Here is a 23,915-nt window from a genome sequence, read left to right on the forward strand (position 1 = left end):
GCAAAAGTCCTCAGGATGCGATCGCGTCGGGGGTTTTCTTGTCGGGGAGTGCCGCGGCCAGGATCGCCCTCTCGGCGAACTGGTCCCGCGTAAGTTCGGCGCTGATGCGTCCGCCGCACATCACCAGGATGCGGTCGCAAATGCCCATCACTTCCGGCAGTTCGGACGAGATGACGATGATCGCCATGCCGTCCTCGGCAAGCTGGTAGAGCAGTTCGTAGATTTCCGATTTGGCGCCGACATCGATGCCGCGTGTCGGCTCGTCGACGATGAGGACGCGCACGCCCTGCTCCGACAGCCAGCGGCCGAGGATGACCTTTTGCTGGTTGCCGCCGGAGAGGTTGATGATGTCCTGCCTGCGCGAGGGCGTGCGCACCTTGAGCTTCTTGATGAAGGTCTCGGCGGTGGCGATCTCGCTGGCGCGGTCGAGCACGCCGAAGCGCGTGTGATGGCGCCGCGACGAGATGTTGATGTTCTCTTCGATCGACCGACCCTGGATAATGCCGTCATGCTTGCGGTCCTCGGAGCACAGCACGATGCCGGCCCGGATCGAGCCGTGGGGATCGGTGGCGCGGACGAGCTTGCCGTCGACACTGATAGTACCGCTCGAGCGCGGGTCGGCGCCGAAGACCAGCCGCATCAGTTCCGAGCGCCCGGCGCCGATCAGGCCGAAGAAGCCGACGATCTCGCCGGCACGGGCCTCGAAGCTGGCCGGCGTCTTGAGCTTGGCCCCGGAGAGCCCCTCGACCTTCAGGCGGACATCTCCCGATCCGCGCGGCCGAAAACCCCAGATGTCGGAGATTTCCCTGCCGACCATTTCGGCGACGACCTGGTCGCGGGTGACGCCTTTCAGTGATGGATGATGCGCCGCGAGCTTGCCGTCGCGCAGCACGGTCAGGCTGTCGCAGAGGCGGAACACCTCGTCCAGCCGATGCGAGACATAGATGATGACCTTGCCCTCGCCGCGCAGGCGGTTGATCAGGGCAAACAGGATTTCGCTTTCGCGCGAGGACAGCGACGAGGTCGGCTCGTCCAGTGCGATGACGCGCGCGTCGAGCATGATCGCCTTGGCGATCTCGACCATCTGGCGTTCGCCGATGGACAGCGTCTTGACCTTGCGGCGCATGTCGATATCGATGCCGGCCGATTTCAGCTTGGCGCCGACATCGTCCAGCATCTTGCGGCCGGCGATGATGCCGGCACTGGCGGGAAAGCGGCCGAGGCTGAGGTTTTCGGCAACGGTGAGCTCGGGGACGAGCTGCAGTTCCTGGTGGATGACGATGACGCCATTGTCGAAGGCGTCCCTTGTCGAGGCGTAGGCCTGGGCCTTGCCGTCGATGCTGATCTCGCCCTCGTCGGCATGTTGGTCGCCCGACAGGATCTTGATCAGCGTGGATTTACCGGCGCCATTCTCGCCCATCAGGCCATGCACGGCGCCCTTGTCGACGCCGAACGAGACGTCCGACAGCGCCTTGACGCCCGGATAGGTCTTGGTGATGCGCGAGAAGTCGAGAAAGGACACTGGCGTCGATCCTTTTGAACCACGGCAAACAGGCGGCGGGTTGCGCCGCCGCCTGTTTGTACAGTGAGGATTATTCGATGCCGAGGCCCTGGCGGACCTTCTGGTAGTCGTCGCGCTTGGCCAGCGCACCGGAGGTCAGGATCAGCTTTTCCGGTTCCTTGTTGTTGGCGACCCAGTCGTACATGTTGAGTGCCGTCTCGTAGCCGTGGCGCTTCGGCGAGATGATCACCGTGCCGACGAAGCCGGTGGCGGTCGGTTTCTTGAACTCGTTGATCGCCGAATCCGCGCCGCCGATGCCGACGCCGATCATGCCGTCGGCGGGAATGCCGACGCTTTCGGAGGCACGCACGGCGCCAAGCACGGCCTCGTCGTTGAGACCGAAGGAGACCCATTTCTTGATGTCGGCGTGAGCATTGAGCACTACCGTCGCGGCATTAAGCGCGGCCTCGGTGTCGGTCTTGGCCTGCGGGGCGTCAAAGATGTTCTCGGCCTTGAAGCCGTTCGCCTTCAGCACCGAGATAGCACCTTCGACACGATCGACGGCGGTCGGCAACTGATCATAGGAGACGCGGATGGCGCCGACCTCGTCGGCCTTCCAGCCGCGCGCCTTCATCTCGTCGACGATCGCCTGGCCAACGGCCTCGCCGATCTTGGTAGCCGAAATGCCCATATGCGGCACGTCTTCGAGCGCCTTGCCGTCGGCACCGACGAGGCGGTCGTCGACGGTCATCAGCTTGAGATTGTTGGCGGCGGCCTTGGCGACGATGCCGGGGCCGAGTTTGACGTCCGGGGTGCAGACGATGAAGCCCTGCGCACCCTGGGCGCCGAGATTGTCGATCGCCGACATCAGCTTCTCACCATCCTCGGCGCCGATCTTGACCAGGGTGAAACCCTTTTCCTTGGCGGCCTGGTCGGCGAACTTCCATTCGTCCTGGAACCAAGGCTCCTCGGGCTGTTTGACGATAAAGCCGATCTTGGTGTCCTGAGCATACGCAGCGATAGTCGTGACGGACAGCACGGCAAGCGCGCCCGCGACGAGCGCGGTCTTCAAAAGTCGCATGATTACCTCCCAGCGATAGGCCGGGCGCTCAGCCCGGGTGCTGGAGTCTCTAATTGTTTTTATCATACTCGTCAATTGATCTGGTATGACAATTAAGCTACATGCTCTGACCAGGGATCGCTGGCGCAAATCATCCGCATCCGGTAAGGCCGGGCCGGTTGCGCGAACCAGCAGGTTCGCCGCCTTGGAGGAGGGCTGAGGTGACCGACATTTTGAAAAAGACGCCAGGCGACACGGCTACCCGCCGACCGCGCGTCATGCCCGACGTGACGAAGGCGATTGCCTCCGACATCTTTTCCGGGCGCTATCCGGCCGGCTCTTCGCTGCCGACCGAAAACGAACTGGGCGTCGAATACGGCGTCAGCCGCACCGTCATCCGCGAGGCCCTCAAGGTGTTGGCCGCCAAGGGGCTGGTGCTGTCGCGGCCGCGTGTCGGCACCGTCGTCTGCACCGAGGATGATTGGAACATCATCGACCCGCAGGTGCTGGCCTGGCACGCGCCGCATGCGCTCGACGACAAGCTGTTCGACGCCATACTCGAAACCCGCCGCGCCATCGAACCGCTGGTCGCCGAGCTTGCCGCCACGCGCGCGACACTGCAGGAAATCGCCAATCTCGAAGCCGCGTGGCGCGGCATGGCCGGCGCCGGCGAGGACCTCGGTACCTTCTCGCGCTCCGACATCGCCTTCCACCAGATCCTTTATGCGGCGAGCCACAACCCGATCTTCCGGCAGATCGGCAATCTGATCGACACCGGGCTCAAATTCTCGCTGGAGGCGACGGCGACCATTTCGCTCGATCGGCGCATGGAGGCGGTGGCCGCGCACCGCGAGGTGGTCGAGGCGCTGCGCATGCGCGACGCCGAGGCGGCACGCAGTGCCGCAAACCGGATTCTCGACCTTGCGGCGCGCGACCTCGTCAGCGCCAAGAAACTCAAGAACAACTGAGACCAGCATGAAAATCATATCGCTCACCACCTACATCGTGCCGCCGCGCTGGCTGTTCCTGAAGATCGAGACCGATGCCGGCGTCACTGGCTGGGGCGAGCCGGTGGTCGAGGGCCGGGCGCTGACCGTCGAGGCCGCCGTGAAGGAGCTTGGCGACTATCTCATCGGCAAGGATCCTCGCCTGATCGAGGACCATTGGACGGTGATGCATCGCGGCGGGTTCTACCGCGGCGGGCCGATCCTGATGAGCGCGATCGCCGGCATCGACCAGGCACTGTGGGACATCAAGGGAAAGGCGCTCGGCGTGCCCGTGCATGAGCTGCTCGGCGGCAAATTGCGCGACACGATCAAGGTCTATTCCTGGATCGGCGGCGACCGGCCGGCGGAAGTGGCTGCCGGCGCCAAGGAAGTGATGGCGCGCGGCTTCCTGGCGCTGAAGATGAACGGCACCGAGGAACTGCAGATCGTCGACAGCCACGACAAGATCGATGCCGCCGTCGAGCGCGTCGCCATGGTGCGCGAGGCGGTCGGGCCGAACATCGGCATCGCCGTCGATTTCCATGGCCGCGTGCACCGGCCGATGGCGCGCATCCTGGTCAAGGAACTCGAACCCTACCGGCTGATGTTCATCGAGGAGCCGGTGCTCAGCGAAAACCGCGAAGCGCTGAAGGAGATCGCCGCCCTCGGCTCGACCCCGATCGCGCTCGGCGAACGGCTCTACAGCCGCTGGGACTTCAAGTCGGTATTCGAGCAAGGCGTCGTCGATATCATCCAGCCAGACCTGTCGCACGCCGGCGGCATCACCGAATGCCGCAAGATCGCGGCGATGGCTGAGGCCTATGACGTGGCGGTGGCGCCGCACTGCCCATTGGGGCCGATCGCGCTCGCCGCCTGCCTGCAACTCGACGCGGTCAGCTACAATTGCTTCATCCAGGAGCAGAGCCTCGGCATCCACTACAACGCCGGCAACGACCTGCTCGACTATGCCGCCAACAAGGACGTCTTCTGCTACGAGGACGGCTATGTCGCCATTCCCGACGGGCCGGGCCTGGGCGTCGAGATCGACGAAGAGTATGTCAGGGAGCGCGCCAAGGAAGGCCATCGCTGGCGCAATCCGATTTGGCGCCATAAGGACGGCTCCTTCGCCGAGTGGTGAAGAGATAGATCGCCGGTCTCGGCAGGTCAGCTATTTCTTTGCAATCGCGCATTTAAGGCCTATGCTTCGCCATCGGCCGCCAGTTCTTCGGATGCGTCCGACAGTGAGAGGTGCGTGCTCTTGCCCGTATGGGAGAGAGCTTTGCCCCAATCCCTCTTTCGCAACCAGGTGCTGAAGGCCCTCTCCTCGCAGGACTTCGCGCTTTTGCGGCCATCGCTGCATCATGTCGAACTGGACATCAAGGACCAGTTGGAGGTCGCGCATCAGCCGATCAAGGACGTATATTTTCCCGAGAGGGGCATCGCGTCGGTGGTCGCCACCATGACTGGCGGGCGGCAAAGTGAAGTCGGCATTATCGGCTATGACGGGATGACAGGAATTGCCGTCATTCTCGGACAGGAAAGCACCGCCACCGAGACCTATATCCAGGTCGCGGGCAATGGGTGGCGCCTGCCGGTTGAAACCCTTCGCTCCGCGATTGCGGAAAGCCCGTCCCTTCGCGCATCACTCCTGGACTATGCCCACGCGTTCCTTGTCCAATCGTCGCGGACGGCGCTGGTCAATGGTCATTCGAAAATCGAGGAACGCCTGGCCCGCTGGCTGCTGATGGTCCATGACCGCGCCGAAGGAGACAAGATCTACCTGACGCATGAGTTTCTGGCGACCATGCTCGGCGCCCACCGCCCCGGGGTCACCACGGCCCTGCAAATGCTTGAATATCGAGGATTGGTTCACGCCAAGCGCGGCGAGATCACGATCGTCGACCGCGCTGGGTTGATAAAGCTCACACATGGCGCTTACGGCGAGGAGGAGCAGCGTTATTTCGGCCTGGCCGCGGCCTGAAGCATGCCGGTTGAAACGGGTTCAGCCGACGTGCCCTAGCCCCTCGGCAGGTCGCCCGAAAAGCATCAGCGGTTTTGAGCGGCTCGCAGCGACTGTCCGCTATCGGACATAGGCTTGAAGGCGGTCGAATTCGTGCCATAAATCGGATTGGTCAGGGTTTCAGGGAGGAATTCTTCATGACCAATTCGTTTCGCACCATCACTGTTGAAAAAGCCGCCGAAGCCTATGTCCTTTCCAGGGGAAGGGCCCGGTTCCTCTCCATCGCGCAGGCGATCCGCGCCATCCGAACACTGATGCCGGCATGCAAGGCCACCGACCGCGAGTTGGAGGAACTGGTGGCGGCCGCATCCTTCGTTCATGGCGTGCCCGTCGCCTTCGACGCAAGACCGGCCAAAGCACCACGGCTCCATTCGTAGGCCCGTAGATGTCCGCGCCCGTGGAGACGCCTACCTTGTCGGACGTCCGACTGGCGATCGTCCGACACCTGATCGACAATGTCGAGAGCACGAGCATTTCGATATCCGAGGTGAACTGCGCCGTGAGGCGCGTGTTTCCGCTTTGCGAACTTACCGATTGGGAACTTGACGATCTCATTGCGCGGAGCGCGATCGGCGCTGGATTTGCGATCGATTTCGACGCGGGAGGATCCTGGCCGTATCGAAAACCGATAGGAAAATCAGCGGCCTAGAAGGTGACTGGTGGAGCCAATCGGAATCGAACCGACGACCTCTTGAATGCCATTCAAGCGCTCTCCCAACTGAGCTATGGCCCCACTTCCGGAGTCAACCGGCGCCGTTGCCGGCGAAGAGATCCGGCGCGGGTTGGAACACCGCGCCGTTAGTGCAGGCGGCTTCTAACCCCGCCTTTCCCAGATATCAAGCCTTGAGTACCGGCTTTTTGTTCACAGGCCGAGAAAGCCTGCAAACACTTGCATTCCAGGGTCGATCAGACCTCGTCGTCGTCGTCGCCAACGCCGATCATGTCGGCGACGTCGTCGTCTTCTTCCTCTTCGTCGGCAAGGAATGTGTCATCCTCGTCGTCGCCCAGGTCGACATCCTCGTCGTCGCCGAGATCGGGCAGATCGTCGCCCTTGGCGTCCTCGTCGGCCTCTTCGAGCGAGACGACTTCAACGCCCTCTTCGTCCTCGGCGTCCACTTCCTTCTCGGCCACTTCCTCTTCCTCCTCGAGGGCGGCGATCTTGCCTTCCTCGAAATAGGAACGCGGATAGGTCTTGCCCGTATAGGGCGAGACGATCGGGTCCTTGTTCAGGTCGTAGAATTTTCGACCCGTCTCAGGGTCGATACGCTTTGTGCCAAGTTCGTTTTTTGCCACGGCAAGCCTCGTCAATAAAAGAGTGGTCCCCTTAACCACAGTTTGGGGCGCTGTCAAAGCGAAAAGCCGGCGTCACAAAACCAAGTCCTGAAAGGCCTCGCGCCAAGTGACGACCATGGGGATGACCATTTCGCCCCGCCGTGATACGAGACCGCCGCAACAAATGAAAAGCGCCGGCCCGCCGGCACTCCGTCCAGGGAAATTCCATGTCTCACGCCGCCGCTGCCAAGCCGGCCACCGCCCGCAAATCGTCAGCCCTTTCCGGCACCGCACGGGTGCCGGGCGACAAGTCGATTTCGCACCGCTCCTTCATGTTCGGCGGCCTCGCCTCCGGCGAGACCCGCATCACCGGCCTGCTCGAAGGCGAAGACGTGATGCGCACCGGTGCGGCCATGAAGGCAATGGGCGCGCATATCGAAAAGCGCGGCACCGAGTGGGTGATCCGCGGCACCGGCAACGGCGCGCTGCTGCAGCCGGAAGGCCCGCTCGATTTCGGCAATGCCGGCACCGGCTCGCGCCTGACCATGGGCCTTGTCGGCACCTATGACATGGAAACCACCTTTATCGGCGACGCCTCGCTGTCGGGCCGGCCGATGGGCCGCGTGCTGGAGCCGCTGCGCCAGATGGGCGTGCAGGTGTTGAAGGCGACGCCAGGCGATCGCATGCCGATCACGCTGCATGGGCCCAAGCACGCCGCCCCGATCACCTACCGCGTGCCGATGGCCTCGGCGCAGGTGAAGTCGGCGGTGCTGCTCGCCGGCCTCAACACGCCCGGCATCACCACGGTGATCGAGCCGGTGATGACACGCGACCACACCGAAAAGATGCTGAAGGGTTTTGGCGCCAATCTATCGGTCGAAACCGACGAGCGCGGCGTGCGCCACATCTTCATCGAAGGCCAGGGCAAGCTTAACGGCCAGACGATCGCGGTGCCGGGCGACCCGTCCTCGGCCGGATTCCCGCTGGTGGCGGCACTGATCGTGCCGGGTTCCGACATCACAATCGAAAACGTGCTGATGAACCCGACCCGCACCGGCCTTCTGCTGACGCTGCAGGAGATGGGCGGCAACATCGAAATCCTCAACCCGCGCAATGCCGGCGGCGAGGATGTCGCCGACCTGCGGGTGCGTTATTCCGAGCTCAAGGGCGTCACCGTGCCGCCCGAGCGGGCGCCGTCGATGATCGACGAGTATCCGGTGCTGGCGGTCGCGGCGAGCTTCGCCGAGGGCGAGACGCTGATGCAGGGGCTGGAGGAACTGCGGGTGAAGGAATCCGACCGGCTGTCGGCGGTGGCCAACGGGCTGAAGCTCAACGGCGTCGACTGCACCGAGGGCGAGGCTTCGCTTGCCGTGCGCGGCAAGCCGGGCGGAAAGGGGCTGGGCGGCCATCCCAACGGGTTGGATACGACGGTGCAGACCCATCTCGACCACCGCATCGCCATGAGTTTCCTGGTCATGGGGCTGGCGACGGAAAAGCCGGTGACGATCGACGACCAGGCGATGATCTCGACGAGTTTCCCGGAATTCATGGGGCTGATGAAGGGACTGGGCGCGGAGATCGGGTAAGGTTGATGGCAAGCGCGAAGCAAGCAGAGATGTCGGCGGGACAGCACCCCCCTCTGTCCTGCCGGACATCTCCCCCGCAAGGGGGGAGATTGGCCGTCATTGCGGCTTTCGCCAATAGCCGACGTTGCAGGATTGTGCGGAGCGCCAAAGCCGCCAATCTCCCCCCTTGCGGGGGAGATGTCCGGCAGGACAGAGGGGGGTGTGAAGGATCGCGACGCTTGTTTTATCCACCGCATCTTCCGATCGCGTTGGCCCGCCGATGACACACGTCTTCACCATCGCCATCGACGGTCCAGCCGGTGCAGGCAAAGGCACCCTCGCCCGGCGTCTCGCCGACCATTACCGGCTGAACCTGCTCGACACCGGCCTCACCTACCGTGCGGTGGCCCATGCGCTACTGCGGCTCGGCCTGCCGCTCGACAACGTATCGGCGGCCGAAACCGCCGCGCGCCAGGTCGATCTGGCGACGCTCGACCGCGCGGTCTTGTCGGCGCATGCGGTCGGCGAGGCTGCCTCGAAAGTCGCGGTTTACCCGACCGTGCGGCGCATTCTGGTGGAAAAGCAGCGCGAGTTCGCCAAGACGCCGCCGGGCGCGGTGCTCGACGGGCGTGACATCGGCACTGTCGTGTGTCCCGACGCCGACATCAAACTCTATGTCACGGCGAGCGCCGAAGTGCGCGCGAGGCGCCGGCTGGCGGAGATCGAGAGCATCGGCGGCACCGCCGATTTCGCCGAAATCCTCGCCGACATCGAGCGCCGCGACCAGCGCGACATGGGCCGCGCCGACTCGCCCTTGAAGCCGGCCGCCGACGCGCACTTGCTTGATACCAGCGAAATGGCTATAGAAGCCGCGTTTCTCGCGGCCATGACTGTCATCGACGACGTGCTGGCCAAGCGAAATAAAGCCTGATCCGGGTTTTCCCTCGTTTTCCGTTGCCGGAAGCGCAGAAAATACCCATATCGGGCACGAACCAGCCTGCCAGCATTCTTCATGCGCCGGAATTGCCGCTTGAAAAGCGGCCCAGGGTTTTTCAACCCGGAACGCCGGCAGGCCAACGCAACGCTAACCCACGGCGCCCGTCCCGCTTCAGATGCGGGGCACTCCAGGAGAAAATATGTCAGCTGCAAATCCCACTCGCGATGATTTCGCGAGCCTGCTCGAAGAATCATTTACCGCCGGCCATTCCGGCGAAGGCCAAGTCGTCAAGGGCACGATCACCGCGATCGAAAAGGACATGGCCATCATCGACGTCGGCCTCAAGGTCGAAGGCCGCGTGCCGCTGAAGGAATTCGGCGTCAAGGGCAAGGACACCACCCTCAAGGTCGGTGACACCGTCGAAGTCTATGTCGAGCGCATCGAGAACGCGCTTGGCGAAGCGATGCTTTCGCGTGAGAAGGCCCGCCGCGAAGAGAGCTGGGTCCGTCTCGAAGAGAAGTTCACCAAGGGTGAGCGCGTCGAAGGCGTCATCTTCAACCAGGTCAAGGGCGGCTTCACCGTCGACCTCGACGGCGCCGTGGCCTTCCTGCCGCGCAGCCAGGTCGATATCCGCCCGATCCGCGACGTCTCCCCGCTGATGCACAACCCGCAGCCCTTCGAGATCCTCAAGATGGATCGCCGCCGAGGCAACATCGTGGTCTCGCGCCGCACCGTGCTCGAGGAAAGCCGCGCCGAACAGCGTTCGGAAATCGTGCAGAACCTCGAAGAAGGCCAGGTTGTCGAAGGCGTCGTCAAGAACATCACCGATTACGGTGCGTTCGTCGACCTCGGCGGCATCGATGGCCTGCTGCATGTCACCGACATGGCATGGCGCCGCGTCAACCATCCGACCGAAATCCTCAACATCGGTCAGACGGTCAAGGTGCAGATCATCCGCATCAACCAGGAAACCCACCGCATCTCGCTCGGCATGAAGCAGCTCGAGAGCGATCCGTGGTCCGAGATCGGCACCAAGTTCCCGATCGGCAAGAAGATCAAGGGTACCGTCACCAACATCACCGACTACGGCGCGTTCGTCGAGCTGGAGCCGGGCATCGAAGGCCTCATCCACGTTTCGGAAATGTCGTGGACCAAGAAGAACGTGCACCCCGGCAAGATCCTGTCGACGACGCAGGAAGTCGACGTCGTGGTGCTCGAGGTCGATCCGGCCAAGCGCCGCATCTCGCTCGGCCTCAAGCAGACGCTTGAGAATCCGTGGCAGGCGTTCGCCTCCAGCCATCCGGTCGGCAGCCAGGTCGAGGGCGAGGTCAAGAACAAGACCGAATTCGGCCTGTTCATCGGCCTCGAAGGCGACGTGGACGGCATGGTGCACCTGTCCGATCTCGACTGGACTCGTCCGGGCGAGCAGGTCATCGAAGAGTACAATCGCGGCGACATGGTCAAGGCGCAGGTGCTCGACGTCGACATCGACAAGGAGCGCATCTCGCTCGGCATCAAGCAGCTGGCCAAGGATACGGTCGGCGAAGCGGCCAACAGCGGCGAACTGCGCAAGAACGCGGTCGTCACCTGCGAAGTCATCGGCGTCAAGGATGGCGGTCTGGAAGTGCGGCTTGTCGAAAGCGGCATCGAGACCTTCATCAAGCGTTCCGACCTCAGCCGCGACCGCGACGAGCAGCGCCCCGAGCGCTTCACCGTCGGCCAGAAGGTCGATGCCCGCGTCATCGCCTTCGACAAGAAGACCCGCAAGCTGCAGGTCTCGATCAAGGCGCTGGAAATCGCCGAAGAGAAGGAAGCCGTCGCTCAGTACGGCTCGACCGACTCCGGCGCTTCGCTGGGCGACATCCTGGGTGCCGCGCTGAAGAAGCAGGGCAACTAAGGCGTCAGCCATCGACGGCACGCCTCGCGTGCGACCTTACAAAAAGACCCGCCGGAGCGATCCGGCGGGTCTTTTCTTTACGGGAACATAAACTTCGTCGCGTATTTGCCAGTGGTCCAAGGGAATACCTTCCATGAGCAATGGCGCCAACAATGCCGCCGCGCGACCTTCCTGGTTGCTGCGTCTTTACACCAACGCGCCTGTCCTGTTCTGCTTTTGCGCAATGGCGATCCTGATGACCGCCCTTTGGTGCCTGGGCTTCAGGCTCAACAATGACGCGGACGATCTGCTCAAGCTCCACGAAATCCGTACCTTGCTTGAGACGGGCAATATCTTCGATCGGACGCTGCCCGGTATCGTCCAGCCCGAGCCCTATGTCTCGCACTGGCCATGGATCGTGGACTTGCCCTATGCCGCCTTCGCGCGGCTGGTCACCCCGTTCGCCGGCTTCGAGCCGGCTCTGATGCTGGCAAGCTTCGCCGTCCCGCTGCTGCTGCTTGCGCCGGCGCTCTATTTCTACAACCGGCTGGTGATCGCCACCGGCTTTGCTTATCCGGCCGTTGCATTCCCGTTGGCATTGATCTTTGCCGCGCGCACCTTTTTCGAATTCGCCCCGGGACGGATCGACTATCACAATCTGCAAATCATGCTGCTTCTGGCAGCGCTGGTGTTGATGATGTCGCGAAATCGCTTTTCCGCCTTCGTCAACGGGCTGCTGACGGCCCTGTCAATCGCCGTCAGCGCCGAGTTCGCGCCGTTCTATGCGCTGGTGATCGCGGTCTACGCCTTCGACTGGATTTTTGACCGCGAGGGCGGTGAAAGCCGGATCGTCGGTTTCGGCATCGCCTTGGCTGCCGGGGCGATCGGCCTGTTCGCGGCGATCGTGCCGCCTTCCGCCTATACCGCGGTCAGATGCGACACCTATTCGACGCCGCACGTGACGGCTCTGGTCGCGGCCGGGCTTTCATTTGCCGTCGTGCCTTTGCTTGCCGGCCGGCGTGGAGGATGGCCCATGCGCACGGCAATCCTGCTGGTGTTCGCGGCGGCAAGTGCCGCGGCGCTTGCCAAGCTATTTCCGCAATGCCTGGCCAGCCCCTACGCTTCGCTCGACGCCTATGTCCGCGACAACATGATCAACAGAATTCTTCAGGAAATGAGCCTGTTCCGGCGCCCTGATGTCGTCCTGTCGACAGGCTTTCCCAGCATGGCGCTGCTGTTTATCGGCGCGCTTGCGCCAGCCGTCATCTGCGCCGGGCGGCACGGTCGAAGCCGGCCTCTCGTGATATTGGCCCTGTTCTCGCTGCTCGCGCTGGTGCTTGCGGTCGGTTATGTCCGCTACTACCGCTACCTTCCGATCTTTGCCGGCATAGGCCTCGTTTTCGTCCTGGCGAGCCTGCTGTCGCCGGATGCGAGGTTGGGACGCTATTTGAAATCTCCGGTGCCGGCGGCATCGCGCAGATATACGTTGATCCTGCCGGGTCTCGTTTTGTCCGTCGCAATGGCGCTGTACAACCTGTCGGTAAAACCGTCCGAAGCGGCGGTTCCTGCGGGCGAGCTCGCCGATAACTGCTATTCCAGCCCTTTTGAGCCTGAACAGGGTTGGCCGGCAGGCGCCATTGTCCTTTCCCCACCGCTGGTCGGCTCGCGTTTCGTTGCCCTTGCCGACGGTCCCAAGGTGGTGACGATCGCCAATCATCCGTCGGCCAAGGGAATCGAACGAAGCTACCGTTTTCTTGATCCGGCGACCACCGACCCACGCGCGATACTCGATGCCACCAAGGCAACGCATGTCGCGATTTGCGCCTGGCGAGGCCCGCCTTTGCCGGCGCTGGAAGCCGCCTATCCATTCGCGGCGGGGTTGATTGAAGGCCGGCCGCCGGCATGGTTGCGCGAGTGCCCCACAGCCGCTTCATCGCCGCTGCGGATCTACAGCTATCGCAATGCCGATGGATCGGATGCCGTGTGCCCGGCTTCGACGCTCGCGGTTCAGGCCCGGCCGTAGAGCGGCACCAGCGTTCCGCTCATCGCCTGATTGGCGGGTGAGGCCAGGTAGGCGATGGCCTCGGCCGCGGCTTCGAGGCTGACCCATCTGGTGAAATCGGCGTCCGGCATATCGGCACGGTTCGCCGGCGTGTCGAGCGTCGACGGCGCCACGGCATTGACCAGGATACCCTCGGCCTTGAGTTCTTCCGCCATCGCCACCGTCATCGCCGCGACGGCTGCCTTGCTGGCCGCGTAGGCAACCATGCCGGCACCGCGCCTGAGGTCGAGCCCGGCACGCGCGGTGACATTGACGATGCGGCCGGCAATGCCTGACTCCAGCATCGAGCGGATGGCCGCGCGGCTGCACAGGAAGGTGGTGCGGGCATTGGTGTCCATCATCTCGGCAAAGGACGCCGATTCGATCTTTTCCACCGGCGCCGCGGCAAAGCCGCCGGCCAGATGGACGGACCCCCACAAGGCGGGAACTTGAGCATAGAAGGCCTCGACCTTGGCGGAGTCCGACAGGTCGACATTGTGCGCCAGCTTGACGTTCTCGTGCGCGGCGAAAGGAAAATGCTGGGGTGCGGCGGCGTGCGCGTTCGGGACGTGGCAGATCGCGCCCTGTTCCAGCAGCCTGCCAACCACCGCGCCACCGAGCGCTCCGGTTCCGCCGGTCACAACGATATGCCTGCCCTTGAGTGTTTCCGTCATCCTGGACCGCTCCTGTCGTTTTTTATGATTTTGTCGCTTGTTGCCGCCCGACGCGAAGCGTCGCGCCTTTCGGGCGATCACTCAATTGATATCTCGACATGGCAGCCGTCACGTCTTTGCATGCGTCAGGCAGCCGTGCGACAGGCAGAGCCGCGGGCCGCTGCTCATACCCGCGCAAAAGCCAAGCCGGCGAAGGATACGATGCTGGATGGAAAATCAACGCTGTCCTGAAGGCTTCAATCGATCGTGATTTCGATGACGCACGGCAGTCCCGTCGCCCGGGCGCGCTTCAGGGCCCGCGGCAAGGCGCCGACATCGGCCAGCCGTTCGGCGCCGATGCCATAGGCCTCGGCCAGCTTGCAGAAATCCGGCGGCGCCGGCGATACGCCGACAGGTTCCACGCCGACATCGAGCATCGAGGTTTCGATCTCGCGATAGCCGCGATTGTTCCAGACGACGAAGATGACAGGGGCCGCGGCATCGAGCGCCGCGCCGAGCTCAGGCAACGTGAACTGGAACCCGCCGTCGCCAGTCAGGCAAATGACCGGCGCATCGGGCATGGCAAGCGCTGCGCCGATCGCCGCCGGCGGGCCGTAGCCGAGCGCGCCGAAGCCGGTGGAGGCGTTGAACCAGCCGCCTGGCCGGTCGTGATCATAGTAGAGGTTGGCGGCATAGATCGGTTGTGTCGAATCACCAACGATAATCGCGCCCGGCAAGGTGTCGCGTATCATTTCCACCGCATGCACCTGCGCCACATAGGCCGGGCTCAGCTCGGCAAAGCCGGCCTCGCGTGCAGCGGCGGCGCGTACCTGGCCGTCCGGCGCGGCCGGATGAGCGGCGCCGATCGCGGCAAGCAGGGCCTCGATCGCCTCGGTGCAATCGGCCTGGATGGCGACTGTCACCGGACGTCGCGCAAGCTGGTCGGCGCCGATGTCGATGCGGATCAGATTGGAAGGCAGGACGAAGCCGCCGTCGCCATAGCCGTCATAGTCGGTCGGCCCGAATTCCGTGCCGGCGGCAATCACCAGATCGGCGTCCGCCATCAGGGCGCGAACCGCCTTCAGGCTCGGGCTTGCCGGAACGCAGAGCGGATGGCGGTGCAGCAGGCCGCGCGCATTGGTGGTCTCGACGACCGGTGCGCCCATCTTCTCAGCCAGGCGACGCAGCGCCATGTCGGCACGCTTGGCGCCGCCGCCGGCAAGGATCAGCGGACGGCGCGCGGCGGCGATGAGTTTGGCCGCATCCGCAATTGCCGCGCCGTCGGGCGCGGGCGGCGCGGCGTTGCTCAACAGGGCAGCGATGCCGTCCGCCGTCTTGACCATGACATCGGTCGGGATCTCGATATGCACCGGGCCGGGGCGGGAAGACGAAAACAGCGCGAAGGCCCGTGCCAGCGCGCCGGGCAATTCATCGGCTTCGGTAATGCGTTGCGAAAACAGGGCCACCGTTTCCATCATGCCGCGCTGATCCGGCAGCTCATGCAGAAAGCCCAGCCCCTTGCCCAGGGTCGGCATGGCGTTGACGCCCGAGATGACCAGCATCGGCACCGAATCGGCGCGCGCCTGGCCCATGGCGGTGATGGTGTTGGTCAGCCCCGGTCCGGTGATGACGAAAGCGACGCCCGGCCTACCGCTGGCGCGGGCATAGCCGTCGGCCATGAAGCCGGCGCCCTGCTCATGGCGCGGCGTGACGTGACGGATCTTCGAGCGCGCCAGGCCGCGGTAAAGCTCGACCGTGTGGACGCCTGGGATGCCGAAGACGGTATCGACGCCATGCGCTTCAAGCAGCGTGATAAGGGCCTCGCCGAGTGTCGTCATTGGTTTTTCTTCCCTTCCGGCGCAAGGCCTAGTTCGGCCTCGACGGTCTTGATGCCAATCGCCGCCAGTTCGCCGGGCGAGAACATCTCGCCGGCCAGGCAGCCTTCGATCCAGAGTCCGTCGATAATCGCATTGATCGCGATGGCATGGTGGCGCAATTGGCTTGTGTCCGGATTGCGCCGTTCGGCGGCGAGCACCTCGGCCACGACCGCTTCCACCTCATTGCGAAAACCAAGGTAGCCTTCGCGGTGGGCATGGGCCAGGGTCGGATCCGCGCTGGCGCGGCCGATGAAGGTTGCCCAGAGCGAAAACACCCGCGCGTCGATGATCGGCGCATCGAGGTTGGCGGTGATGAAAGCCGCAAGACGCTGACGAGGCGAGGCGTCTTCCATGACCAACGCCGCTTTCGCCTGCTCGGTCATGCGGCCCATCAGCGCCGCATAGGCTTCCTGCAGCAATTCTTCCTTGCTGGGAAAATAGTGCCGGATCAGCCCGGCGGTGACGCCGGCACGCAATGCGATGGTGCGCAAGGTGGCGCCCTGCAGGCCATGTTCCGCCACGCTGTCCAGGGTGGCCTCGATCAGATCCTGCCGCCGCCGCTCCTCGCCCTCGCGACGGAAGCTGCGGCGGGACGGCGTATTCATTGGCGCAGGATCGGCCGTGTCAGGCATGTCGGCCCGCCCTCGCAGGCGATGCAGAGCGCATCCGCCTCGAAGATTTCGACCGTGCAGCCGGCGGCTTCCATCGCGGCTTTGGTCTTTGGAAAGCCTGCAACGGCAATGACCTTGAGTGGGCTGGTCGGCAACACGTTCAGGCTAAGGCCATTGGAAGCCGCGAACTCTTCGGCGTCGCCTTCGACCAGCCGGATGTTGCGCGCCTTCAGCATCTGATAGAACGGGGCCGGCAAAAGCGGTGAATAGACCAGTGCGAGGTCGTCGGCCAGCGGGCTGATCACCGACATCAGATGCAGGCACGCCTCCTGGCCCTGCCACAGCGGCAGGTCAAAGCCGTAGACGGAAACGCCGAGCGGCGTCAGCAGGTTGGAAACCTGCTGGATGCCTTCCTGGTTGGAGCGGACACCGCGCCCGATCACCAGCGTGCGGGCATCAAGCCATACACAATCACCACCTTCGACCTGGCCGGGAGCCTCGACCCGGCCGAGGATTGGAATGCCCAGCCTTCGGTAGGTTTCCTCATGCAGCGAAGGTTCCCTGGCGCGCAAGGGCTTGCCCATGGACAGGATCAACGCGCCGCGGTCGGTCATCAGCGACGGGTCGTGCGTGAACACCGAGTCCGAAAGTCCATCCGCGGTGTCCTCGATCCATTCGATCTCGGCACCGGAAGCCGTCACCAGTTCAGCAAGGAGCGCGTGCTGCGATGCCGCTTTCGCCGGATTGAAACCCGGGCCATAGTGCCAGGCATCCCTGTCGGCATTGCGCATGGCGTTGGCCGCCGACCGCATCAGCACGCGTCGCAGCGGCGCCGCCATGGACTGTGATCCGAAAGCGCTCATAGAGGCCCTTTTTCTGCTGAAAAAAATCGAAAAAATTTCATGGAAGGCTATTTATACACTTGCACAACAAGCTCGCAAGTGCCGTAATGAGCAGGATTGACGGGCTCTCGCCGTTGGGTCCATGCTGAAGTCTGGAGTGGGCAGTACAGCGTATATGTTGATTAGCCGGATAGACGTTCGACGAACCGCCGACCCTACAGAGGTCGCCCAGTGACCGTGGTGGAAGCTGCCACAGTCCAATCCGGCAAGGTGCAGGACGGCGCCGCCGAAGCCATCCACGTCGAGAACCTGCACAAGAAATTCGGCGAACTGCACGTGCTGAAGGGCGTGTCGCTGTCGGCGCGCGACGGCGAGGTGATCGCCATTATCGGCGGCTCGGGCTCGGGCAAATCGACACTGCTGCGCTGCATCAACTGCCTGGAAAACCCGACCAGCGGCATCATCCGCGTCAACGGCGAGGAGATCAAGCTCAGGGCCGACAGCTATGGCCACACCGTTCCGGCGGACCGCAAGCAGATCGAGCGCATCCGCTCCAAGCTCGGCATGGTGTTCCAGAATTTCAACCTGTGGAGCCACATGACGCTGATCGAGAACGTCATCGAGGTTCCGGTGCATGTGCTCGGCGTCAAGCGCGACGAGGCTATCGCCCAGGCCGAGAAATTGCTGGCGCGCGTCGGGCTTGCCGAAAAGCGCGATGTCTATCCGGCCTATCTTTCAGGCGGCCAGCAGCAGCGCGCCGCGATCGCTCGCGCGCTTGCCATCAATCCGCGCGTCATGCTGTTCGACGAGCCGACCTCGGCGCTCGACCCCGAGTTGGTCGGCGAAGTGCTGAAGGTGATCGGCGACCTGGCGCGCGAAGGCCGCACCATGGTGCTGGTCACCCACGAGATGAAGTTCGCCCGCGAGGTCGCGACCCACGTCGTCTATCTCTACAACGGGCTGGTCGAGGAGGAAGGGCCGCCGGAGCAGATCTTCGGCGCACCGAAATCCGAAAGGCTCAAGCAGTTCATCCGCAACATCGGCTAGGGACAGGCCGGGACGGAAGAAAACCGGGAACCAACAACAAACTGGGAGTTTGAAAATGAAGACTGTTCTGAAGACATTCGCCGCGGCGCTGCTGCTCGGCGTCGCCGCCATGGGCGTCGCCAAGGCCGATCCGGTCAAGATCGGCGTCGCCGCCGAGCCCTATCCGCCCTTCACCTCGCCGGACGCCTCGGGCAAATGGGTCGGCTGGGAGATCGAGTTCATCGACGCCGTATGCGCCGAGGAGAAGCTCGACTGCGTCATCACGCCTGTTGCCTGGGACGGCATCATCCCGGCGCTGACCACCAAGAAGATCGACCTCATCGTCTCTTCGATGTCGATCACCGCGGAGCGCGAGAAGACGATCGATTTCTCGGACAAGTATTACAACACGCCGACGGCGATCATCGGACCGAAGGACCAGAAATTCGGCTCCACGCCTGAAGACCTCAAGGGCAAGGTCGTCGGCGTCCAGGTGTCGACCGTACATGCCGTCTACGCCAAGAAGCACTTCGGCGCCACGGCTTCCGAGATCAAGGAGTACCAGACCCAGGACGAAGCCAACAACGATCTCGCCGCCGGCCGGCTGGACGCGGTGCAGGCCGATTCCATCGCGCTCGGCGAATTCCTCAAGTCCGACCAGGGCAAGGCATGCTGCGACCTGAAGGGCATGGTGGCTCCGGACGACGAAGTGCTCGGACCGGGCGTCGGCGCCGGCGTGCGCAAGGAAGACACCGACCTGAAGGAAAAGATCAACGCCGGTATCAAGGCGATCCGCGCCAACGGCAAGTATGACGAGATCTCGAAGAAGTACTTCGATTTCGACATTTACGGCGGCGGCGGCGCGCAGTCGAACTGATTGGCAAGCTTGGCTTGTGGCCGCGCGGCGCATCGTGCGTCGTGCGGTTTCGCCTGAACCTGTCCACGCACGCTTTCGCTGACGAAAATGGCCAGCGGCTGACGCCAGCAATCCGGGGGCAAAGCTGATCGACGCATTTCTTTCGGCCTCGGCGGCCGGCATCATCGAGCTTCTCTCGCCCAACCCACCAGGCTGGGGCGGAACGCTTCTGCTCGGACTTCTGCATTCGATCGAGATCGCGCTCGGGGCCACTTGCCTCGGCCTTTTGATCGGCACTGGCGGCGCCTTCGGCAAGCTTTATGGCGGGCCGGTGGTGCGTGATCTGCTGGCGGTTTACACCACCGTCGTGCGCGCCGTGCCCGAACTGGTGCTGATCCTGCTGCTCTATTATGCCGGAACCGACCTGATCAACCAGGCGCTGACGGCAATGGGCTACCAGCGCGTCGACATCAGTGGCCTTGCCGCCGGCATCGCCGTGCTCGGCTTCGTCCAGGGCGCCTATTCGACCGAGGTGATACGCGGAGCGATCCTGGCTATTCCGCAGGGCCAGATCGAAGCCGCCCGTGCCTACGGAATGTCTCCCGGCCTGATGCTGCGGCGCATAACCCTGCCGGCCATGCTGCCGTTTGCCATACCGGGCCTCGCCAACCTCTGGCTGATCGCCACCAAGGACACCGCCCTGCTGGCGGTCGTCGGGTTCTACGAACTGGCGCTGGCAACGCGGCAGGCCGCAGGCGTCACCAAAGCCTATTTCACCTTCTTTTTCGCCGCAGCCGTTCTCTACCTGCTGCTGTCGCTGATTTCCAATTTCCTTATCGGCCGCGTCGAGGCATGGTCGCGGCGCGGCATGCCTTCGCTCAAGGAAGCACGCTGATGGCGAACGAAGCGGCCGTCATCAACGTTGTCGCGCGAACGTCGCTATGGCTGCAGCCGCACCGCATCGTGCTGATCCTGGTCGCGCTGGGGCTGGTTCTGGGTGCCATATTCTTCATGCGCTGGGACTGGCTGCCGCAGTATTACGAGATGGGCCTGCTCGGCATCTGGCGTTCACTATGGATCCTGGCCGTTACCTGCGTGCTCGGCTTCCTGCTCGCCGTGCCGCTCGGGCTGGCGCAGGCCACCGGCTCGTTCTGGTTCGCGGCACCCGCCAAGGCCTTCTGTACGGTGATCCGGGGAACGCCGCTGCTGATCCAGCTGTGGCTGCTCTATTACGGCCTCGGTTCGCTGTTTCCGCAATATCCGTGGATTCGCGAATCCTGGATGTGGCCGTATCTGCGGCAAGCCTGGCCTTATGGCGTGCTGGCGCTGACCCTGTCGTTCGCCGGTTACGAGGGCGAGGTGATGCGCGGTGCCTTTGCCGGCGTACCCAAGGGACAATTGGAGGCGGCTCGCGCCTTTGGCATGAGCCGCTGGAAAATCTTTCGGCGCATCTGGCTGCCGCAGGCCTTCTACAGGGCGCTGCCGACACTGACCGGCGAGACCGTGCTGCAATTGAAATCGACGCCGCTGGTGGCGACGATCAGCGTCATCGATATCTTCGCGGTTTCGTCCAAGGTGCGGCAGGACACCTACCTCACCTACGAACCCTTGCTGCTGCTGGCGCTGATCTACATGACGATCACCGGCATCCTGGTGTTCGCCTTCGGCAGGATAGAGGCGCGCATCCCGAACAAGATCGGCTAGAGCATTTCACCGTTTCACGGAAACGGCGAACCGCTCTATCTCTTTGTTTTTACGCAATTCCCAAGGGAAAGCGCTACGCGCTTTTCCCGGGAAAACCGTGTCACACTTTTCCTGGAATTGCTCTCGTGAGGAGTGAGTAGCGAATAGTGAGTGGAAGCGGCTCGCCGCATCCTCTATTCACTACCCACCACTCCCTACCCACTTGAAGGCAGCTACGATGCAACTCAGTCTCGACCAGGCAAGAGGACTGTGCCGGATGGCGGCACTCGGCGCCGGCGCCAATGAAGAAGCGGCGCAATCGCTCACCGCCTCGATCATATCGGCCGAGGCAGAAGGGCTTTCGAGCGTGGGGCTCACGCATTTCATCGATTATCTCGAAGCGCTCGAGGCCGGCCGCATCGACGGCAACGCCGATCCGGTGATCACAAGGCCGGCGCTGGCGGTCTATCTCTCCGACGCGCGCGGCGGGCTGGCGCATACCGGCTTCGACCGCACCATCGACGACCTCGCCAAGGCGGCAAGGCTGTTCGGCGTCGCCATCTTCTCGCAGAAGAATGCCTATACATGCGGCGCGCTCGGCTACTTCACCGGCCGGCTGGCGGCGCAAGGGCTGGTGTCGTTCGCCGCCACCAATGGCCCGGCCGTTCTGGCTGGTTCCGGCTCGGTCAAGCCGGTCTATTGCACCAACCCGATGTCGTTCGCCGCCCCTGCCGCCGACGGCGCGCCGCTGGTCATCGACCAGTCGTCGAGCGCCACCGCTTTCGTCAACATCCGCAAGGCGGCCGAGGACGGCAAGAAAATTCCCGAAGGCTGGGCGCTGGACGAGAGCGGCAACCCGACCACCGATCCGGCGGCCGCCATGAAGGGCGCCATGCTTGCCTTCGGCGGCCAGCGCGGCGCCAACATCGCGCTGATGGTCGAAGTGCTGGCAGCCGGCCTGTCGGGCGCCAACTGGTCGCTCGACGCGCCATGGTTCAGCGGCGGCCCGGACAGCCCCGGAACCGGCCTGTTCGTGCTTGCCGTCGAACCCAAGCTGCTCGATCCGGATTTCGAGCAGCGCATGAAGGACCAGCTCGACCGGCTGCGCCGCCGCTACGGCGTCCATGTGCCGGGGCGCGCCCGGGCAGAGGCAGCCGAGAAGGCGCAGGCACGCGGCATCACCGCGCCGAAGGCGGTCGTGCAGCGCATTTCCGAATTCGCCGAGCGCTATTCAGCCTGAATAGTCCATTATTTCAGACAGTTACCTGAAGACTGCCGGCGCAGGGCGCGGCGCGGTGCGTTTTTTTCTGCGCGCCGCTGAACCTTTTTGCGCTTTGCAAACACCCAGCTTTGTCCAGGGCAAGGCGAGCTTGCCCGATCCACGCCGGGGGAAACAGCAAACCGAAAGCGAAAGCCTGCTTCACGCGGAGGATGTCCCTTCGCGCCTCGGAAAACCCAACCGGAATCAAAAGGAAAATTGCCATGACCAACACCAAGATCACCATGCTCACGCGGTCCTTCTTCTCGGCTCGTTCATGGGCGCCACCCAGGCAGCCACGTTGAAGGCCGCTCCGGTGAAACCGTCCACGCCCGGCGTCATCACCGCCCCGAGCGGCGGCGCCACCGAGGACCATTACTGCAAGAACGGCCACGCCAAATTCGCCAATTGCAGCGCCGATTTCGTCGCGGCCTGCAAGAAGGTCGGTGGCACCATGTCGGATGTTCAGGGCTGGGGTGGGCGTACTTGCTTCACGCCCTCCTGATACCGTCTCAGGTCAGGCCGCTCCGTCGGCCCCTGGCTTCGCATGGATGTCATCCGGAAAACCCCGCTTCGGCGGGGTTTTCTGCGTCGACGCCCGCATCGGCAAGGCGTTCTGAGGTGTTTTTGTCCTGACGCAATTCCCAAGGAAGAACCGCCTTGCACTTTTCCTGGAATTGCGCGGAGACAAGGGTGACAGCGACGTCGCGTCACCCTTTGCCTTTGGCGCAAAACGGACTATGAAACGGCTTCAGCCAAGCCATCTGGAACGTGCGCCGGAGCCCGCCATGACCGAAATCTTGCAGACCCCGAAGCTCGTCGTCGTGTTTGGCGGGTCCGGCTTTGTCGGCCGCCATGTCGTGCGCGCGCTGGCCAAGCGCGGCTATCGCATCCGGGTCGCCTGCCGGCGGCCTGACCTTGCAGGCCATTTGCAGCCGCTCGGCAATGTCGGCCAGATCCAGCCGGTACAGGCCAATGTGCGGGTGCGCTGGTCGGTCGACCGCGCCGTCCAAGGCGCCGACCATGTCATCAACCTAGTCGCCGTCCTGCATGAGAGCGGCCGGCAGAAATTCTCCGCCGTGCACGAGTTCGGCGCCCGCGCGGTGGCCGAGGCGGCGCGCTCTGTCGGCGCCGGCCTCACCCATATTTCAGCGCTCGGCGCCGATCCGAACTCCCAATCGGATTACGCGCGCACCAAGGCGCTTGGCGAAAAGGCCGTGCTGGAGACGATCGCGGATGCCGTGGTCTTCCGGCCATCAATCAATTTCGGGCCTGAGGACTCCTTCTTCAACCGCTTCGCCAATATGGCGCGCTATTCACCGGTGCTGCCACTGATCGGCGGCGGCAACAACAAGCTGCAGCCGGTCTATGTCGGCGATGTCGCCGAGGCGGTGGCGCGCTCGGTCGACGGCAAGGTCGATGGCGGCCAGATCTACGAGCTTGGCGGTCCCAAGGTGCTCACCTTCAGGGAATGCATGGAAGAGCTGCTCGAGGTGATCGAGCGCAAGCGCCTGCTGGTGCCGGTGCCGTGGTGGGTGGCCAACATCCAGGCCTCTATCCTCGGACTGTTGCCCAATCCGCTGCTGACCAAGGACCAGGTGATGCAGCTGCGCGAGCACAACATCGTTTCCGACGCGGCAACCAAGGCCAACCGGACACTCACCGGGCTGGGCATCCAGCCGCAATCGATCGCGACGGTCCTGCCCAGCTACCTCTGGCGCTTCCGCGCCGCCGGTCAATTCCAGCAGCGCAAGCCCGCGGCATAAACTGCCGCAACCGTCCAAAGGTCAGGCCGGCATCACCTGACTATCGGCCCGCCTAGAGCATTTCACCGTTTCACGGAAACGGCGA

Annotated in this window: 22 protein-coding genes and 1 tRNA gene; 15 read left to right on the top strand and 8 right to left on the bottom strand. The window is 63.6% G+C overall.

What is annotated here, in order from left to right:
• Positions 1–10: 10 nt before the first annotated feature.
• Positions 11–1,522, bottom strand: coding sequence for an L-arabinose ABC transporter ATP-binding protein AraG (araG, locus tag FJ978_RS04355; protein WP_140570542.1), 1,512 nt, complete (start codon positions 1,520–1,522; stop codon positions 11–13).
• Between the two features lie 70 nt (positions 1,523–1,592).
• Positions 1,593–2,582 carry an arabinose ABC transporter substrate-binding protein gene (locus FJ978_RS04360; RefSeq protein WP_013891527.1) on the bottom strand — a complete coding sequence of 330 codons (990 nt, stop codon included), beginning with the start codon at positions 2,580–2,582 and terminating at the stop codon, positions 1,593–1,595.
• Positions 2,583–2,782: 200 nt separating this feature from the next.
• Between FJ978_RS04360 and FJ978_RS04365 the strand changes: the two genes are divergently transcribed.
• The 4 genes from FJ978_RS04365 (at position 2,783) to FJ978_RS04380 (ending at position 5,944) form a co-directional block, all read left to right on the top strand.
• On the top strand, positions 2,783–3,529 hold the full coding sequence (locus FJ978_RS04365; protein WP_140570544.1) for a FadR/GntR family transcriptional regulator: 747 nt from the start codon (positions 2,783–2,785) through the stop codon (positions 3,527–3,529).
• Positions 3,530–3,536: 7 nt separating this feature from the next.
• Positions 3,537–4,685: a galactonate dehydratase gene (gene dgoD, locus FJ978_RS04370; RefSeq protein WP_140570546.1), complete on the top strand. Its 1,149-nt coding sequence runs from the start codon at positions 3,537–3,539 to the stop codon at positions 4,683–4,685.
• 114 nt (positions 4,686–4,799) lie between these two features.
• A complete protein-coding gene (locus FJ978_RS04375) occupies positions 4,800–5,528 on the top strand; it encodes a Crp/Fnr family transcriptional regulator (RefSeq protein ID WP_318013309.1) in 729 nt (242 codons plus the stop codon).
• A 176-nt stretch (positions 5,529–5,704) separates the two neighbouring features.
• The gene (locus tag FJ978_RS04380; RefSeq protein WP_140570548.1) at positions 5,705–5,944 is read left to right on the top strand and encodes a hypothetical protein; all 240 of its coding nucleotides are present in this window, start codon (positions 5,705–5,707) and stop codon (positions 5,942–5,944) included.
• Positions 5,945–6,224: 280 nt separating this feature from the next.
• Here the strand turns inward: FJ978_RS04380 and FJ978_RS04390 are convergent.
• Both FJ978_RS04390 and FJ978_RS04395 read right to left on the bottom strand, forming a co-directional pair.
• Positions 6,225–6,300 (bottom strand) — tRNA-Ala (locus FJ978_RS04390).
• 173 nt (positions 6,301–6,473) lie between these two features.
• The gene (locus tag FJ978_RS04395; protein ID WP_013891533.1) at positions 6,474–6,860 is read right to left on the bottom strand and encodes a TIGR02300 family protein; all 387 of its coding nucleotides are present in this window, start codon (positions 6,858–6,860) and stop codon (positions 6,474–6,476) included.
• A gap of 206 nt (positions 6,861–7,066) precedes the next feature.
• On the opposite strand from FJ978_RS04395, the gene aroA reads away from it, so the two are divergent.
• From aroA to FJ978_RS04420, 4 genes are all read left to right on the top strand, one after another.
• Positions 7,067–8,425 carry a 3-phosphoshikimate 1-carboxyvinyltransferase gene (aroA, locus tag FJ978_RS04400; RefSeq protein ID WP_140570552.1) on the top strand — a complete coding sequence of 453 codons (1,359 nt, stop codon included), beginning with the start codon at positions 7,067–7,069 and terminating at the stop codon, positions 8,423–8,425.
• 259 nt (positions 8,426–8,684) lie between these two features.
• Positions 8,685–9,335 (top strand): (d)CMP kinase, encoded by a 651-nt coding sequence (cmk, locus tag FJ978_RS04410; RefSeq protein WP_140570554.1) that lies wholly within the window; start codon positions 8,685–8,687, stop codon positions 9,333–9,335.
• 205 nt (positions 9,336–9,540) lie between these two features.
• Entirely contained in the window at positions 9,541–11,238 is a 1,698-nt protein-coding gene (rpsA, locus tag FJ978_RS04415; RefSeq protein ID WP_013891536.1) for a 30S ribosomal protein S1, read from the top strand.
• Positions 11,239–11,371: 133 nt separating this feature from the next.
• Positions 11,372–13,240, top strand: a complete 1,869-nt coding sequence (locus FJ978_RS04420; protein WP_140570556.1) for a hypothetical protein — start codon at positions 11,372–11,374, stop codon at positions 13,238–13,240.
• Here FJ978_RS04420 and FJ978_RS04425 read toward each other — a convergent pair.
• From FJ978_RS04425 to FJ978_RS04440, 4 genes are all read right to left on the bottom strand, one after another.
• Positions 13,225–13,932: an SDR family NAD(P)-dependent oxidoreductase gene (locus tag FJ978_RS04425; RefSeq protein WP_140570558.1), complete on the bottom strand. Its 708-nt coding sequence runs from the start codon at positions 13,930–13,932 to the stop codon at positions 13,225–13,227. The two genes, FJ978_RS04420 and FJ978_RS04425, sit on opposite strands and share 16 nt — an antisense overlap.
• 236 nt (positions 13,933–14,168) lie before the next feature.
• Complete coding sequence (locus FJ978_RS04430; RefSeq protein WP_140570560.1) at positions 14,169–15,749, bottom strand: 5-guanidino-2-oxopentanoate decarboxylase; 1,581 nt, start codon at positions 15,747–15,749, stop codon at positions 14,169–14,171.
• Entirely contained in the window at positions 15,746–16,393 is a 648-nt protein-coding gene (locus tag FJ978_RS04435) for a TetR family transcriptional regulator C-terminal domain-containing protein (RefSeq protein WP_246678043.1), read from the bottom strand. The genes FJ978_RS04430 and FJ978_RS04435 overlap by 4 nt, the downstream gene beginning before the upstream one ends.
• Complete coding sequence (locus FJ978_RS04440; RefSeq protein ID WP_140570564.1) at positions 16,390–17,262, bottom strand: dimethylarginine dimethylaminohydrolase family protein; 873 nt, start codon at positions 17,260–17,262, stop codon at positions 16,390–16,392. The genes FJ978_RS04435 and FJ978_RS04440 overlap by 4 nt, the downstream gene beginning before the upstream one ends.
• 210 nt (positions 17,263–17,472) lie before the next feature.
• Here FJ978_RS04440 and FJ978_RS04445 point away from each other — a divergent pair, with 210 nt between their 5' ends.
• The 7 genes from FJ978_RS04445 (at position 17,473) to FJ978_RS04480 (ending at position 23,830) form a co-directional block, all read left to right on the top strand.
• Complete coding sequence (locus FJ978_RS04445; protein ID WP_013891542.1) at positions 17,473–18,288, top strand: ABC transporter ATP-binding protein; 816 nt, start codon at positions 17,473–17,475, stop codon at positions 18,286–18,288.
• A gap of 55 nt (positions 18,289–18,343) precedes the next feature.
• Complete coding sequence (locus FJ978_RS04450; protein WP_013891543.1) at positions 18,344–19,144, top strand: transporter substrate-binding domain-containing protein; 801 nt, start codon at positions 18,344–18,346, stop codon at positions 19,142–19,144.
• A gap of 160 nt (positions 19,145–19,304) precedes the next feature.
• Positions 19,305–20,018: an ABC transporter permease subunit gene (locus tag FJ978_RS04455; RefSeq protein WP_210160835.1), complete on the top strand. Its 714-nt coding sequence runs from the start codon at positions 19,305–19,307 to the stop codon at positions 20,016–20,018.
• Positions 20,018–20,827 carry an ABC transporter permease gene (locus FJ978_RS04460; RefSeq protein WP_140570565.1) on the top strand — a complete coding sequence of 270 codons (810 nt, stop codon included), beginning with the start codon at positions 20,018–20,020 and terminating at the stop codon, positions 20,825–20,827. The genes FJ978_RS04455 and FJ978_RS04460 overlap by 1 nt, the downstream gene beginning before the upstream one ends.
• A gap of 217 nt (positions 20,828–21,044) precedes the next feature.
• The gene (locus tag FJ978_RS04465; RefSeq protein WP_140570568.1) at positions 21,045–22,046 is read left to right on the top strand and encodes an Ldh family oxidoreductase; all 1,002 of its coding nucleotides are present in this window, start codon (positions 21,045–21,047) and stop codon (positions 22,044–22,046) included.
• A 55-nt stretch (positions 22,047–22,101) separates the two neighbouring features.
• Entirely contained in the window at positions 22,102–22,569 is a 468-nt protein-coding gene (locus tag FJ978_RS33085) for a hypothetical protein (protein WP_246678044.1), read from the top strand.
• A gap of 283 nt (positions 22,570–22,852) precedes the next feature.
• Positions 22,853–23,830, top strand: coding sequence for a complex I NDUFA9 subunit family protein (locus FJ978_RS04480; protein ID WP_140570572.1), 978 nt, complete (start codon positions 22,853–22,855; stop codon positions 23,828–23,830).
• The last annotated feature ends 85 nt before the right edge of the window (positions 23,831–23,915 follow it).

Source organism: Mesorhizobium sp. B1-1-7 (assembly GCF_006442705.1).
In the GTDB taxonomy this organism is placed as follows: domain Bacteria; phylum Pseudomonadota; class Alphaproteobacteria; order Rhizobiales; family Rhizobiaceae; genus Mesorhizobium; species Mesorhizobium opportunistum.

Bases quoted from the DNA above. Each gene is read 5' to 3' on its own strand.
- FJ978_RS04360 (WP_013891527.1), bottom strand. From the start codon at position 2,582: ATGCGACTTTTGAAGACCGCGCTCGTCGCGGGCGCGCTTGCCGTGCTG.
- dgoD (WP_140570546.1), top strand. From the start codon at position 3,537: ATGAAAATCATATCGCTCACCACCTACATCGTGCCGCCGCGCTGGCTG.
- FJ978_RS04380 (WP_140570548.1), top strand. From the start codon at position 5,705: ATGACCAATTCGTTTCGCACCATCACTGTTGAAAAAGCCGCCGAAGCC.
- aroA (WP_140570552.1), top strand. From the start codon at position 7,067: ATGTCTCACGCCGCCGCTGCCAAGCCGGCCACCGCCCGCAAATCGTCA.
- cmk (WP_140570554.1), top strand. From the start codon at position 8,685: ATGACACACGTCTTCACCATCGCCATCGACGGTCCAGCCGGTGCAGGC.
- rpsA (WP_013891536.1), top strand. From the start codon at position 9,541: ATGTCAGCTGCAAATCCCACTCGCGATGATTTCGCGAGCCTGCTCGAA.
- FJ978_RS04420 (WP_140570556.1), top strand. From the start codon at position 11,372: ATGAGCAATGGCGCCAACAATGCCGCCGCGCGACCTTCCTGGTTGCTG.
- FJ978_RS04425 (WP_140570558.1), bottom strand. From the start codon at position 13,932: ATGACGGAAACACTCAAGGGCAGGCATATCGTTGTGACCGGCGGAACC.
- FJ978_RS04430 (WP_140570560.1), bottom strand. From the start codon at position 15,749: ATGACGACACTCGGCGAGGCCCTTATCACGCTGCTTGAAGCGCATGGC.
- FJ978_RS04435 (WP_246678043.1), bottom strand. From the start codon at position 16,393: ATGAATACGCCGTCCCGCCGCAGCTTCCGTCGCGAGGGCGAGGAGCGG.
- FJ978_RS04440 (WP_140570564.1), bottom strand. From the start codon at position 17,262: ATGAGCGCTTTCGGATCACAGTCCATGGCGGCGCCGCTGCGACGCGTG.
- FJ978_RS04450 (WP_013891543.1), top strand. From the start codon at position 18,344: ATGAAGACTGTTCTGAAGACATTCGCCGCGGCGCTGCTGCTCGGCGTC.
- FJ978_RS04460 (WP_140570565.1), top strand. From the start codon at position 20,018: ATGGCGAACGAAGCGGCCGTCATCAACGTTGTCGCGCGAACGTCGCTA.
- FJ978_RS04465 (WP_140570568.1), top strand. From the start codon at position 21,045: ATGCAACTCAGTCTCGACCAGGCAAGAGGACTGTGCCGGATGGCGGCA.
- FJ978_RS04480 (WP_140570572.1), top strand. From the start codon at position 22,853: ATGACCGAAATCTTGCAGACCCCGAAGCTCGTCGTCGTGTTTGGCGGG.